This is a genomic window from Streptomyces sp. NPDC059037, from assembly GCF_042740015.1.
Taxonomy (GTDB): Bacteria; Actinomycetota; Actinomycetes; order Streptomycetales; family Streptomycetaceae; genus Streptomyces.
Genome location: NZ_JBHYIG010000050.1, coordinates 1 through 13,384, shown reverse-complemented (window position 1 = coordinate 13,384; position 13,384 = coordinate 1). Strand labels below are relative to the sequence as shown.

General features: G+C 72.8%; 12 protein-coding genes and 1 pseudogene. 7 read left to right on the top strand and 6 right to left on the bottom strand.

Annotated features, from left to right (window positions below):
- Positions 1 to 19 precede the first annotated feature (19 nt).
- Positions 20 to 1,228 carry a hypothetical protein gene (locus ACFWY6_RS13595; RefSeq protein WP_384688869.1) on the top strand — a complete coding sequence of 403 codons (1,209 nt, stop codon included), beginning with the start codon at positions 20 to 22 and terminating at the stop codon, positions 1,226 to 1,228.
- Positions 1,216 to 2,484, top strand: coding sequence for a hypothetical protein (locus ACFWY6_RS13590; protein ID WP_384688866.1), 1,269 nt, complete (start codon positions 1,216 to 1,218; stop codon positions 2,482 to 2,484). The genes ACFWY6_RS13595 and ACFWY6_RS13590 overlap by 13 nt, the downstream gene beginning before the upstream one ends.
- Positions 2,485 to 2,495: 11 nt before the next feature.
- Here the strand turns inward: ACFWY6_RS13590 and ACFWY6_RS13585 are convergent, their stop codons facing one another.
- Positions 2,496 to 3,224: a pyridoxamine 5'-phosphate oxidase family protein gene (locus tag ACFWY6_RS13585; RefSeq protein ID WP_384688864.1), complete on the bottom strand. Its 729-nt coding sequence runs from the start codon at positions 3,222 to 3,224 to the stop codon at positions 2,496 to 2,498.
- A gap of 186 nt (positions 3,225 to 3,410) precedes the next feature.
- Between ACFWY6_RS13585 and ACFWY6_RS13580 the strand changes: the two genes are divergently transcribed.
- The 3 genes from ACFWY6_RS13580 to ACFWY6_RS13570 all read left to right on the top strand — a co-directional run bounded on the left by ACFWY6_RS13580 (position 3,411) and on the right by ACFWY6_RS13570 (position 8,541).
- Positions 3,411 to 6,317, top strand: coding sequence for a glycoside hydrolase family 2 TIM barrel-domain containing protein (locus ACFWY6_RS13580; RefSeq protein WP_384688861.1), 2,907 nt, complete (start codon positions 3,411 to 3,413; stop codon positions 6,315 to 6,317).
- Positions 6,318 to 6,379: 62 nt separating this feature from the next.
- Positions 6,380 to 7,762, top strand: a complete 1,383-nt coding sequence (locus ACFWY6_RS13575; protein ID WP_384688857.1) for a hypothetical protein — start codon at positions 6,380 to 6,382, stop codon at positions 7,760 to 7,762.
- Positions 7,763 to 7,800: 38 nt separating this feature from the next.
- On the top strand, positions 7,801 to 8,541 hold the full coding sequence (locus ACFWY6_RS13570; RefSeq protein ID WP_384688854.1) for a hypothetical protein: 741 nt from the start codon (positions 7,801 to 7,803) through the stop codon (positions 8,539 to 8,541).
- On the opposite strand, the gene ACFWY6_RS13565 is transcribed toward ACFWY6_RS13570, so the two are convergent.
- Both ACFWY6_RS13565 and ACFWY6_RS13560 read right to left on the bottom strand, forming a co-directional pair.
- Positions 8,525 to 8,959 carry an NUDIX hydrolase gene (locus ACFWY6_RS13565; protein ID WP_360766744.1) on the bottom strand — a complete coding sequence of 145 codons (435 nt, stop codon included), beginning with the start codon at positions 8,957 to 8,959 and terminating at the stop codon, positions 8,525 to 8,527. The two genes, ACFWY6_RS13570 and ACFWY6_RS13565, sit on opposite strands and share 17 nt — an antisense overlap.
- 37 nt (positions 8,960 to 8,996) lie before the next feature.
- A complete protein-coding gene (locus ACFWY6_RS13560; protein ID WP_384688939.1) occupies positions 8,997 to 9,647 on the bottom strand; it encodes a DUF4389 domain-containing protein in 651 nt (216 codons plus the stop codon).
- Between the two features lie 167 nt (positions 9,648 to 9,814).
- On the opposite strand from ACFWY6_RS13560, the gene ACFWY6_RS13555 reads away from it, so the two are divergent.
- The gene (locus ACFWY6_RS13555; protein ID WP_384688933.1) at positions 9,815 to 10,216 is read left to right on the top strand and encodes a VOC family protein; all 402 of its coding nucleotides are present in this window, start codon (positions 9,815 to 9,817) and stop codon (positions 10,214 to 10,216) included.
- Here the strand turns inward: ACFWY6_RS13555 and ACFWY6_RS13550 are convergent.
- Both ACFWY6_RS13550 and ACFWY6_RS13545 read right to left on the bottom strand, forming a co-directional pair.
- Entirely contained in the window at positions 10,199 to 10,897 is a 699-nt protein-coding gene (locus ACFWY6_RS13550; protein ID WP_384688930.1) for a helix-turn-helix domain-containing protein, read from the bottom strand. The genes ACFWY6_RS13555 and ACFWY6_RS13550 overlap by 18 nt on opposite strands.
- 13 nt (positions 10,898 to 10,910) lie before the next feature.
- Positions 10,911 to 11,849, bottom strand: a complete 939-nt coding sequence (locus ACFWY6_RS13545; protein WP_384688852.1) for an AraC family transcriptional regulator — start codon at positions 11,847 to 11,849, stop codon at positions 10,911 to 10,913.
- Positions 11,850 to 11,929: 80 nt separating this feature from the next.
- On the opposite strand from ACFWY6_RS13545, the gene ACFWY6_RS13540 reads away from it, so the two are divergent.
- Entirely contained in the window at positions 11,930 to 12,796 is an 867-nt protein-coding gene (locus ACFWY6_RS13540; RefSeq protein WP_384688849.1) for an NAD(P)H-binding protein, read from the top strand.
- Between the two features lie 295 nt (positions 12,797 to 13,091).
- Here the strand turns inward: ACFWY6_RS13540 and ACFWY6_RS13535 are convergent.
- Positions 13,092 to 13,384 (bottom strand): annotated as a pseudogene (locus ACFWY6_RS13535) (hypothetical protein); the annotation flags it as partial.

The window sequence follows — 13,384 nt, the reverse complement described above, 5'->3', positions numbered from 1 at the left end:
CACGGGGAGGGAGAGCGCCATGCCCAAGCTGCGTGACGTCCGCAGGCGTACGTGGCTGCTTGTCGCCGGGGTGACGGTGCTCGCCGTCGCCGCGGGCACCGGGATCGCGGTGTCGCGGTCGGTGGCACACACCGAGCAACTGGCCGCGGACAAGGAGCGGTTGGCGAAGGCGTGCGCGGGCCTGCTGCCCGAAGGGGTGGGCCACCTGCTGCCGGACGACACGGCGGGTGAGCTGCGCGAGTACGGGACGATGCTGCGGCCGGGGCAGCCCAGCAGGTCGCTGCTCGACTGCACCGTGCGGTGGGGCGATGAGGAGCCGGTGGTCCGGGTGCGGGCCGAGGCCCTGCTCGGCCCGGCCGATGCGCCCGGCGGAGGGTTCGGGCTGCCGTTGCCGAGCAGCGCGCTCGGCGGTGCGGGCGGCTCGGAGGGCATCGGCCCCGAGCAGGTGTCGGCGACCCTCCTGGCGTCCTGCCCGAAGGGGCTCACCGGGCGGGTCCGGCCGTCGAAGGACCTGCTGGTGTCCGTGGAGGTGCCCTCGTCGGCCGACGACTCCATCGACGTACCGAAGAGCGATCGGCTCCTCGCGTCCCGTACGGCGGTGCGCGCCGCCGACTGGGTGATCCGCGAACAGGGTTGTGGCGGGCGGCCGTTGAAGGCGGGCAGGAGCGCCGACGGCTCCGCGCTCTGCGACTGGTTCTCGCCCAAGGCACTGAAGTTCACGCCGGGCCGCTGGCGGTTCGACGGCAACGACACGACGTACAGCGAGCGCGCGGGTTCCTGTGCCGGCGAGTGGGACGACACCGCGGGCCTGGCCGGGGAGCGGAAGGTCAAGGCGGCGAGCGCGGAGAGCTGGTCGGGGGTCGTCGGGGCGGGCGCGTACGAGCGTCATGGCGACTCCGGTGATGTGCCGGGCGGCAACGAGAGCACCCACGAGCCCGACGCCGACGGGCAGTTGAGGATCGAGTCGTCGGGCGACGACCCGCGGCTCGCGCTCTGGGCACGGTCGGCGTGCGACGCCGGGCCGACGTACCACCGTGTCTCGGTGGTGCCCGCCTTCGACTTCCAGTACGAGGACACGGTCGTCCTCGACAAGAAGGACCGGCGGCGGATCTCCGCACAGGCGCGTGCCGTGCTCGACCGCTATCTGGCGGCGGAGGACGGCTGGCCGCGGCGTGCGCACTGCCGGAACACCGAGATCATGGGAGAGGTGGAGGAGTGGCGGGGCTGACCTGGCGGTCCGGCGCGGGACGGAAGCTGACCGGGGCGGCCGGGGCGGTGCTCGCCCTCGCGCTGCTCGCGGGCGGGTGGTTCTGGTTCGGCGGGGGCTACGACCGCTGGGCGACGCAGCGGCAGATCGACGGGGCCTGCGACGGTGTGCTGCCCTCCGCCGAGGTGCGTGACGTGCTCGGCGAGGGGCCCTTCGACGACGGCCCCGACACCGACAACCGCACGGAGGGCGAACTCGCCGACGCCTCGCTGCGGGTGGAGTGCTCGCTGCTGCGCAAGGTCGAAGAGGGCACGGGCAAGCCCACGCGGCACGGCTCGCTCAAGGTCAGTGTGCGCGCGGTGCCGGAGCGGCGGGCGAAGGACGACGACGGTCCCGCCGCGCGGCAGCAGCGGCGCGATGACTACCTCGGGCAGGACGGCGGGGTGTATCCGGACGTGGGCGGCGTGCTGCCGCCGGCCGCGCTGGGCCAGGGGTGGAACAGCACCTTCGCCGCCGGCGACGGATTCTCCGGCGCCGGTGCCACCACCTCGGTCCTGCTCGACTGCGCGCGTGGCCGGGGCGGGCTGCTCGTCACGGTCAGGGCCGAGGACGAGGGGAGGAGCGCCGAGGACCCTGCGGTGCGTACCGCGTTCGCCCGGACGGCCACCGCCACGGCCGCGAACGCCTCCGCCCACTGGGGCTGCGACGCCGACCTGGGCAAGCGTCCGCGTTCGGTGCCGCTCGACGTGAACGAGGACGAGAGCGTGCCGCTGGCCGATGCCACCGCGTCCTGCGAGGGCGTTCCGGGGCGTGGCTCCGCGGTCTCGCGGGCCTGGGAGGGCGCACGGCGCGGGACGCCCGTCGAGATGTGCGTCGTCGGCGCCGGGTCCGTGGACGGGGCAGGGCGCCCGGTGGCCGGCGCCGCGTCGGACGTCGAGGGCGGCTACCGGCTGAAGGCTTCCTACGGCCCGTACGCGCAGGACGAGCGGTACCGCTACCTGGAACGCCACGACTACATCGAGCGCGACCGCATGCTGGGCGTGGCCCCGGCCGGGCCTCTCGTGTTCGGCGGGTACTGGGCGAGCGCGGAGTGCGAGAAGGGCGGCGAGCGGGCCCTGTTCACGGTCGAGCCGCCGGGCTCCGGGTCCCCCTCGTACGGCAGCGACAAGCGGGACAAGCCCACCGCGGCCGACCGGGCCTACGAGCGCGCCGCCCTGAAGGCGTTCGCCGAGGGATCGGCGAAGGCGCACGGCTGCAAGGCCCCCGTGCAGCCGTGAGCCGACCTGCGTCAGCCCTGGCGGGTCCCGGCTGACGGAGGTCGGCCCTGGCGGGTCCCGCCGCGCGCGGCGATGTGCGGCGGGATCCCGATGCCTTCGGCGAGCGCGGGATCCGGCACCGGAGTTCCCCAACTGGCCGTCAGGGGAAGGTTTCCGGCCCAGACGCCGAGCGCGGCGTCCGGTCCTTCGCCGTCGTCCGGCGGGCCCACGCTCGTCTTGACGGACGCCTCTTCGAGGGACAGGGCGAGCAGGGTCGTCGCGGCGAGTTCCTTGCGGCTCGGGCGCCGCGCGTAGTCCCACTGGCCGGGCGTCGCGTGCTCGGTCAGCAGCCGCAGGCCCCGCAGCTTCCGCTCCGGGTCGGTGACCTTGCGCGGTACGCCGTAGATCATCGCGCTGCGGTAGTTCACACCGTGCTCGAAGACCGAGCGGGCCAGGATCAGGCCGTCGACATGGGTCACGGTCACACAGATCTCGGCGTCCGGGTCGGCGGCCATGCTGCGGCTCGCGACCGAGCCGTGCAGATACAGATGGGTGTCGTCGCGGCCGTACACGGTGGGGACCACCATGGGGTGGCCGTCGACGACGACGCCCAGATGGCAGACGAATCCCGCGTCGAGGATCGCTTCGAGCTCCGCGCGCTCCAGGCCGCCCTGCTCGCGCAGCCTGCTGTGGCGGGTGCGGCCGGTCTGCGGGAGCTGGGCGGGCAGGGTCGCGGGCGGGGACGGCTGGCTGATGGTCACACTCGGGGAGGCTACCGATATCGCGCCCGGAGTGCCACACCTCAGATGATTTCCACTGACTGATCAACTACATTCAACGAAATCCGCATCCGGCGCGTCATTCGTCCAAATCGCTCGCCGAGAATCCAACAACCCCCGCCGCGTGAGTGTTGTGAGGCCCCGCCTCGCCGCTGTCTGATGGAAACCATGGATCTCCCCTATTACGAGGACGTATCCCCCGGTTCCGGCTGCCTCCCGCCCCGCGCCTGGTACGCGCGGTCGGACGCCGCCTCCCTCTCCCTGAACGGCAGTTGGCGCTTCCGCCTCTCCGCCACCGCCGGTGACACCGACGACTCCTTCGCCTCCGACGGGTACGACGCCGCCTCCTGGGACGACATCGCGGTGCCCGGCACCTGGGCGCTCCAGGGCCACGGCGCCCCCGCCTACACCAACGTGAACTATCCCTTCCCGGTCGACCCGCCCCGCGTACCGACCGAGAACCCCACCGGCGACCACCTGCGCGTCTTCGACCTGCCGGGCGACTGGCCCGCGGACGGCGGGAACGTGCTGCGCTTCGACGGTGTCGAGTCCTGCGCCCGCGTCTGGCTGAACGGCACGGACCTCGGGGAGTTCAAGGGGTCACGGCTGCCGCACGAGTTCGCCGTGGGGCGGCTGCTGCGCCGCGCCGGCAACGTCCTCGCGGTCCGGGTCCACCAGTGGTCGTCCGGTTCCTACCTGGAGGACCAGGACCAGTGGTGGCTGCCGGGCATCTTCCGCGACGTGACCCTCCTGCACCGCCCCGAGGGCTGCGCGCTCGACTTCTTCACCCATGCCTCGTACGACCATCGCGCGGGGACGGGCACGCTGCGGGTCGCGTCCGACGTGGCGGGGCGGGTCACCGTGCCCGAGCTGGGGATCGACGTGGCGACCGGTGACGCGGTGACGGTGGCCGTCGAGCCGTGGACGGCCGAGACGCCCCGCCTGTACGACGGGGTGCTCGCCACGGCGGGCGAGCGGATCCCGCTGCGGATCGGCTTCCGCACGGTCGCCGTCGAGGACGGTGTCATCAAGGTCAACGGCCGCCGCATCCTGTTCCGGGGCGTGAACCGGCACGAGTTCCACCCGGAGACGGGCCGCACCCTCGACCTCGCGACGATGCTCGCCGACATCCGCCTGATGAAACAGCACAACATCAACGCGGTCCGCACCAGCCACTATCCGCCGCACCCGGCCTTCCTCGACCTCTGCGACGAGCTGGGCCTGTGGGTCATCGACGAGTGCGATCTGGAGACCCACGGCTTCACCGTCCAGGACTGGCGCGCCAACCCCGTCGACGACGACCGCTGGACGCCCGCCCTCCTGGACCGCGCGGCCCGCATGGTCGAGCGCGACAAGAACCACGCCTCGGTGATCATCTGGTCCCTGGGCAACGAGTGCGGCACGGGCCGCGGCCTGACGGCGATGGCCCGCTGGATCCGCGAGCGGGACGCCGACCGCCTGATCCACTACGAGGGCGACCGGTCCTGCGCGGACACCGACATGTACTCGCGGATGTACGCCGATCATGCCGAGGTCGAGCGGATCGGCCGCAAGGAGGACGACGACGGACCGGCATCGCGGCGTCAACTGCCCTTCATCCTCTGCGAGTACGGGCATGCGATGGGCAACGGCCCCGGCGGCCTGAGCGAGTACCAGAAGCTCTTCGAGGCGCACGAGCGCAACCAGGGCGGCTTCATCTGGGAGTGGATCGACCACGGCATCGCGCACCCGGAGTTCGGCTTCGCCTACGGCGGCGACTTCGGCGAGGAGCTGCACGACGGGAACTTCGTCTGCGACGGGCTGCTCTTCCCCGACCGGACGCCGTCGCCAGGCCTGACGGACTACAAGGCGGTCATCCAGCCGGTGCGTTTCGCGTACGACGGGGCTGCGGGGACGGTCCGGGTCACCAATCTGCACGACTTCGCCGACCTCTCGCATCTGGACTTCGAGTGGACGTACGTGAGCGACGGCGACGCGGCGGGCGAGGGCGGTGAACTGGCCGTGCCGAAGGACCTGGCGGCGGGCGAATCCGTCGAACTCAAGCTCCCGGACGTGCCGTTGGAGTCCCGTGACGCCGAGACACGGCTGCACCTGACGGCGATGGTCGCCGTCGAGACGAACTGGACGAAGCTCGATCACGTCGTCGCGCGGGCCGACTTCCCCGTCACCGCGCGCCCCGTGCCCCGCGCCGCGACCGGAGCACGGCCCACGTCCGACACGGGTCCCGTCACGCTCGGCCGCGTCACCCTGGGCCCCGGCACCTTCGACGCCCGCACCGGCGAACTGCACACCCTCGGCTCCATCCCGCTGCGGGCCGCCCCGCGTCTGGACGTCTGGCGCGCCCCCACCGACAACGACGACGGAGCCTCCTGGCAGTCCGACCGGCGCAACGGCGTGCTCTGGCGCGAGCTCGGCCTGCACCGCATGCAACACCGTCTGGACGCCGTCGAGTTGACCGACGACGCGCTCACCGTCCGCACCCGCGTGGCGCCCGCCGCGCGCGACATCGGCCTGCGCACCGTGTACCGCTGGACGTCCGACGGCTCCCGGCTGCGGCTCATGGTCTCCGTGGCGCCCGAGGGCGAGTGGCCGGTGCCGCTGCCCCGGCTCGGTGTCCGGCTCGGCCTTCCCGCCGCGTACGGGTACGCGCACTGGTTCGGCGGCGGGCCCGGCGAGGCGTATCCGGACACGGCGGCGGCCTCCGTCGTCGGCAGGCACTTCATGCCGGTCGACCGGATGCAGACCCCCTACGTCCGCCCGCAGGAGAACGGCGCCCGCGCCGACGTCCGCTGGGCCGAGCTGCGCACCTCCTTCGCCGGCGACGGCGTACGCGTCGAAGGCGATCCGGCGTTCTGGTTCACGGCGCGGCGCTGGACTACCGAGCAGCTGGACGCGGCCCGGCACCGCACGGATCTCGTCCCCGGCGACACCGTGTGGGTCCATCTCGACCACGGCCAGCAGGGCATCGGTTCGCAGTCCTGCGGTCCCGGCGTGCTGCCCCGGCACGAACTCCACGCCGCCCCCGCGCAGTTCGCGTTCACCTTCACCTTCACCTTCACCGGAGTTTCCGGGTGACTCAGCACTAGACTGGGAGTCAACGACGAACCACGTGCCGCCTTGGGGGGAGGGAGCACCCCTTGTCACAACCGCGGCTGGGCCGCGGCCCGTTGAGGCCGCCGGCCACACCTCCTCCCCCGCCCGACGACTCCCGACCCGGCCGCTTCGTGGGCTGGCTCGGCGGCTTCGGCTGCGCGGCCGCGGGGTACGCGGTGTTCCAGTCCCTGGTGGGCGTGTTGCCGGAGGCGCTATCCGGCGACACGGCCCGCTATGCGATCGCGGCGGTCAGCGGCATCGGGACGGGCGTCGCCGCCTGGCTCGCGGCGGCGCTGATCCGGGCAAGGGCCGGGGCGGACACCACCGTCCGCGTCCCTGAACCCCGTACTCCCGCCGCCGTCGCGCCCGCCCCCGGACCGCTGAGGCACCTCATGGCGGCCACCCACACGACGCTCACCGCCGAGCTCGCCGGCTTCGACGACCCGGAGCGCGGCCGCCTCACCGGCTGGGCGCACGCGCTCGACGAGCCGACCCGGCCGGTGCGGCCCACGCCGACCGGCACCGCGTACGGCCTGCACATCGCGCTCGAACTCGGCCTGCCCGACGGCCAATTGCGTACGTCGGAACTGGTGGAGACCCTGTGGCGGCTGCGCCTCGCGGACGGCGGCTGGGCGGCCCGCTCGCAGGGCTCCACACCGCGCCCCGAGGTGACCGCGCTCGTGCTCGGTGCGCTCGCGCGGGCGGGCGCGGACCCGGTGCGGCTCGCGGCGGAGGCGGCGCAGTGCTCGGCACGCTTCACCGAGGAGCTCGAACCGTCCGGGCTCGGCAGGACCCATGTCGTGACGACGATGCTGCGCGGGCTGCTGCGCGCCGCGCCGGAGTCGCCCGCCCTGACGCGGCTTCGGGCCGAGCTGGTCGACCGGACGATCACCGATCCCCAGCGGGAGCACCGGCGTTGCTGGGGCCCGGCCCTGCGCGCCCCCGTCACGCGCCCGTCCTCCGTGCACACCGCCCAGGCGGTGGTCGCGCTCGACCGCGCGGCACGGGTGCTCGGCGAGGACAGCAACACACGGGCCGCCCGCGAGGACGGCATCCGCTGGCTGCTCGCCTGCCCGGCGCCGGACCACGAGGACTGCGCCGACCTGCGCAACACCCAGGAGGAGGTGCGCCGCCCGCACCCCGTCGACTCCTGGCGCCAAGAGGTCCTCGCCGTACGGCACTTCACCGCCGCCTGGATGGTGCGGGCGCTGCTCACGCCGGACGCCTGGGAGATCGCCGCCGACGAGGGCCGCGAGGAGGCGTGGCGTTCGCTGCTCTCCGGCGCGGTGGGCGCGGTGTGGCGGCAGCAGGACGACGGGATCTGGAACTGGGACGGATACGATCTCGGCCGCCCGATGTGGATGACCTATCAAGGCCTTTCGGCGCTGCGGGCACATGCCGTATGGATGTATCAGCCGGGTAGGTGATCCCCCGGCGCGCTCGCGACCAGGGGGAGGGTGACCGCATGGGTGGTCGGCATGTGCACGGGGCCCGGCGGCTGCTCGAAGGGACCTTGGAGGGGCTGCCCGAGGAGGACCTGGTGCGGGCGGCACGCACGGTCGTCGCCCGCCTCGGCGCGCCCGAGCGACTGCCTGCCCTGGTGCGCGAGCTGGCGACGGGCGTCGGCGACCCCTCGGGCTGCGCGCTCCTCTCGTACCGCCATGTGCTCGGCTTCGACAAGCTGCTCCTTGTCGACGGCGGTCCCCGGCACATGCTGCGCGCCCACATCTGGCATCCGGGCGCCCGCGCGACGGGCCGCGAGGACATCCACAACCACCGCTCCCCGCTTGCCTCTTATGTGGTGCGGGGCACCCTCGGCATGGAGCTGTACGAGCCGGTGGAGGACGCGGGCGGCGGTGGGCTCGCGGCGTCCTGGTATCGCGAGTCCCTGTCGGACGAGGAGGGCCACTGGCTCCTGGAACCGGCGGGCCCCGCGCGGCTGCGGCTCACGCAGAACGCCGAGTACGCGGCGGGCAGCGGCTACGGCCTTCCGTCGTACGCGCTGCACCGGGCGTGGTGCGCTGCGCCGGAGACGACGGTGACGCTGTTCCTGGAGACCGGGTCGGGGCGGCGGACCCACACGGACGTGTTCGCCGAGGCCGAGGCGGGCAGCCGCGCGGAGGCGGTCGCCAAACGGCCGATGGAGGTCAAGGAGTATCTGGCCGAACTGGAGTCACTCCTCGCACTGATCAGCGCCAGGAGCTGAACGCCGTCGCGCTGAACGCCTGCTCGACGATGTCCCGGTTGTAGTCGTCGATCTCGACCGTGCCGATGTCGGCGGGGGCGAGCCAGCGGTACTCCTGGTCGGGCAGCGGAAGGGACACGTCGAAAGTGAGCGGCCTGACAAGGAAGTTGTCCTGCCAGTTCTTCACCTCGTGCCCGCGATACCGGCTGACGAAGGACGACTCGCCGACCTTGCGCAGCACCTCGCCGAGCAGCCCGGTCTCCTCCTTGAGCTCCCGCAGCACACCCGCGCCCGGACTCTCGTCCGGATCGAGCTTCCCGCAGGGAACGCCCCACACCCGAGGCAGGAAACGCTCCGTCTCACTGCGCCGCACGAGCAGCACACGGCCTCGGTGGGCCACGACGGCAGCCGCCAGTCGGTTGTCGCTCGGCAAGTCCATGGCTCCCACCGTAGCGAGGATTCGCGGACCGGGACAGTCAGCCAAGGGGCTCCCGCTCCCCCTGGTCGAGGCGGTACGGCGGATACACGTCCGTGAGCAGCAGGCCGTACGCCATGACGCGCACGACCCAGCGGTGCAGACCGATGTTGAGGTCGTACATGCCCCGCGGATAGCGGCCCGTGAAGAGCAGCGAGACGCCGGCGTAGAAGGCGAGGAGCCCGGCGAGCCCGCCGTTGAAGCGGTAGCCGCCCGAGAGCAGCGCGGCCACCAGGAGCTGGGGCAGGACGAGCAGCCAGCTCTTGACGAGGACCAGGCCGCGGGAGAGGTGCTCGGGGTGCGCGATGTCCAGGTGGGCCGGATAGTCGGGGACGTCCCGCAGCGTGAAGGGCGGATAGCGGTCGGTGCCGAGTGATCCGTACGCGTAGTACTCGACGCGCCAACTCCAGCGCAGCACACCGACGTTGAAGTCGAACAGCGCCCGTGGATAGCCGCCGGTGATCAGGACCGCGAAGAACGCCACCACGGTGACCAGGAGGAAGCCGATCCAGAGGAAGAGCAGCACTACGTAGTGCGGTATCGCGAGCAGCCACTTCACCAGCCAGAGCCAGCGGGAGAGCGCGGGGGCATAATCGGCCTCCAGGCGTACGGGGCTGAGCGGGTACTTGCTCGGTGCGGTCGCCGTGGGCATGGCGCACATGTCGGTCATCTCCCGTGTCGGCCCGTACATGCCTTCTCTCATGCCTTCTCTGCACATGTACGACCGTGAGCGGGCGGCGGCAAGGAGTGGCGCGGCGTCCGTTTCCTTCAAGACCGGGCCCGGGGCCGCTGCCTACGCTGCGAGGCATGAACACGAACATCACACCCCGCTTCGATCTCGTCGGCCTCGTCGTCTCGGACATGGCCGCCGCCCTTGAATTCTACCGCCGCCTCGGCCTCGACCTCCCGGCCGGATCCGAGGCGCAGCCGCACGTGGAGGCGGCGCTGCCGGGCGGTCTGCGGATCGCCTTCGACACGGAGGAGACCATCCGCTCGTTCGTCCAGGACTGGGAGCCGCCGCAGGGCGCGGGCCGCATCGGTCTCGCGTTCCACTGCGGGACGCCCGAGGGCGTCGACGCCGCCTACGCGGAGCTGACCGGTGCGGGATATCGCAGTGAGCTCAAGCCGTTCGACGCGGCGTGGGGCCAGCGGTACGCCACTGTCCTGGACCCGGATGGCAATGGCGTGGACCTGTTCGCGCCTCTAGCGTCCGCGCAGTAGTTCGCCAAGCGGCATCCCTGTCAACTCCTTGACGTCGCGGGCCAGATGGGCCTGGTCGGCGAAGCCAGCGACGGCCGCGGTCTCCGCGTACGGCAGTCCCTCCCAGGCCAGGGCGAGTGCGCGCTGCAGTCGCAGCACCCGGCCGAGGGTCTTGGGGCCGTAGCCGAACGCGGCGAGTGAACGCCGGTGCAGGAGGCGGGTGTTGACGCCCGCCCCGGCGGCGGTCGCCGCGATGCTCCGCCCCGCCTCAAGGGCCTTGACGACGTACGTGATCAGCGGGTCGGGCGGCTCCGCGCGGCCCGCGCGCTCCAGGGCGAGGGACTCCAGGGCGGCCACCGGGTCCCGGGCCGCGTCCATCCGCTCGGTCAGCCTGCGCGCCTCGGCGGACGGCCACAGGTCGGCCAACTCGACGCGGCGGTCGCGCAGTTCGTGCGCGAGGACGCCGAGGAAGGCGGGGGCGGTGCCGGGGTAGAAGCGGATGCCGACGTAACGGTCGGCGGCCGACTCCGGGCCCGGATGGTACGCGCGGGTGTCAGGCCCCGCGACCAGGAGCCTGCCACCGGACCAGAGCAGGTCCATGCAGCCGTCGGGCAGGACGGGCCGCACGCTCCGGGCGTCGGCGGCGCCGGTGCGGGTCCACAGCACCGCGCCGGCCACGCGCGACGCCCGCTCGGCGTACACCATGCCTGCCACGCTACGCCGCCCGCGACCGGTGTTCCTGGGGACTGACCCCGTACACCCGCTTGAAGGCGCTGGACAGGGCGAACGCGCTGCCGTACCCGACGCGGCGGGCGATCGCGGCGATGGTCTGCTCGCCGTCCCGCAGCAGATCGGCGGCGAGCGCGAGCCGCCAGCCCGTCAGATACGCCATCGGCGGCTCGCCCACGAGTTCGGAGAACCGCCGGGCGAGCGCGGCCCGCGAGACCCCCGCCTTCGCGGCGAGCGCGGCGATGGTCCAGGGATGCGCCGGGTCGTCCTGGAGCAGCCGGATCGCCTGCCCCACGACCGGATCACCCATCGCCTTGTACCAGGCGGGGGCCGCCGCCTCCGGCCGCGAGAACCAGGCGCGCAGCGAGGCGATCATCAGCAGGTCGAGCAGCCGGTCGAGGACGACGTCCTGGCCCGGCTCGTCCTTGGCGATCTCGTCGGCGAGCAGCGGGGTGAGCGGGCAGTCCCACACGTCGGTGGGCAGCACGAGCAGCGGGGGCAGCGCGTCGAGCAGCCGTCCGGTGATCTCGCCGCGCGCCTGATAGGTCCCGATCAGCATCTCGACGGGGCTGTCGAGCGACTGTCCCCAGGCCCGCAGACCCAGGTCCTTGTACTGCCCGAACGGGGCGCCGCCCAGCGGCACGCAGCGCTCGCCCGGCTGGATCTCGGCGAGCGGTCGCGTCGCCGGGTCGTCGGCGCAGGTGTAGTGGTCGGGGCCGCGGGCGATGGCGACGTCGCCGGGGCGGATCAGCTGGGGCGCGGCCCCGTCCTCGGGCACGATCCAGGCGGTGCCACGGACCATGATCATCACCGAGAGCGGCGCTTCGTCCGCGATACGGACCGACCAGGGCGGTTCGAAGCACGCCCGGATCATGAAGGCTCCCCGCGCGCGCGGGCCCTCCAGCAAGCCTGCGAGTACGTCCATACCGGAAGCGTAGACGCACGCGTATGGGGGTGAGCCCCTGACGGATGGTTCCTTGTGGCGCGCGGCAGTTCACTGAAGTCATGACAGAGAACGCGTTGAACACGCAGCAGTTGGACACGCAGAACAAGACGGTGTTGATCACCGGCGCTTCCGGCAAGACCGGGCGCCGGGTCGTGGAGGCCGCCGAGGCGGCCGGGTTCACGGTGCGGGCCGCTTCGCGGTCGGGCGCGGTGCGCTTCGACTGGTACGACCCCACGACGTGGGAGGCGGCGCTGCGGGGCGCGGACGCGGCGTACCTCGCGTACCAGCCGGACGTCGGGGCGCCCGGCGCGGGCGACGCGGTGGGCGCGCTGGCCCGGCAGGCGGTGGCGCTCGGTGTGCGCCGGATCGTGCTGCTCTCGGCACGGGGCGAGGAGCAGGCGGAGCCGGCCGAGCGGGCGGTGCGGGAGTCCGGCGCGCAGTGGACGGTCGTACGGGCCAGCTGGTTCGCCCAGAACCTCAGCGAGGGTCCGCTCCTCGACGGGATGCGGGCCGGGGAGCTGGTGTTCCCCGCCGGGGAGGTGCTCGAACCGTTCATCGACACGCGGGACATCGCGGATGTGGTGGTCGCGGTGCTCGGCGCGGCCGATGACCGGCATGCGGGGCAGGTCGTGGAGGTCTCCGGGGGACGGCTGCTGTCGTTCCGGGATGCGGTGGCGGAGATTTCGGCGGCTGCGGGGCGGGAGATTCGTTATGTGCCGGTTTCCGCCCGGGAGTACGGAGGCGCGCTCACGGAGTACGGGGTGCCGGCGGAGGAGGCGGAATTCCTGATCGAACTCTTCGAGACGAATCTGGATGGGCGCAACGCGCACCTCTCCGAGGGGGTTCAGCGGATTCTGGGACGGGCCCCGCGCGACTTCGCGGATTTCGCTCGGGAGCACGCAGAGCTGGGCATCTGGAAGGCGTAACTTTTCCCCAACCCCACCCCTACCCGAATCCTTCCGGCTCCGCCGGCCGCGAGGTAACCGCAGATCACCGCCTCCGCCGAGTTCGTCCTCAAACGCCGGACGGGCTGAAAGAGCTACCGACGGGTGGGCGGGCAACTGCCGGGTATCGGGCGGGTGGGCGGGAAAGCTTTCGCCGCGAAGCGGCGGTACGGCGCCGCAGCCGACAACGGCGCGTCGGCAGACCGGGCCGCTGCCGGGCAATCGGGTGGGCGGACGCGAGCGAGGTCTGGGGCGGAGCCCCAGTGTCGAGCCACCGCTACTCCGGCGGCTCCTCCTCGCCCCCGTTCCGCTTCGCATGCGTCCGCAGCCGCGACGACACATCGTCCGGCGGGAGGAACTTCGACCAGCGCTCGGGGAACTCGGACGGCATGTCCGGGTCGTCCGGGTCCTGGGAGGCCTCCCGCGCGGCCGCCGCACGGGCCACCACCTCCGCCGCCCGCGCCTCACGGATCCGCTCGTTCGCGGCCCGCGCCGCCGCCGTGGCGACGGACGGCCACCCCCCGTCGAGCGCCGCCGTGAACCCCGGGGCCCCCAGCTCCCGCACACCCC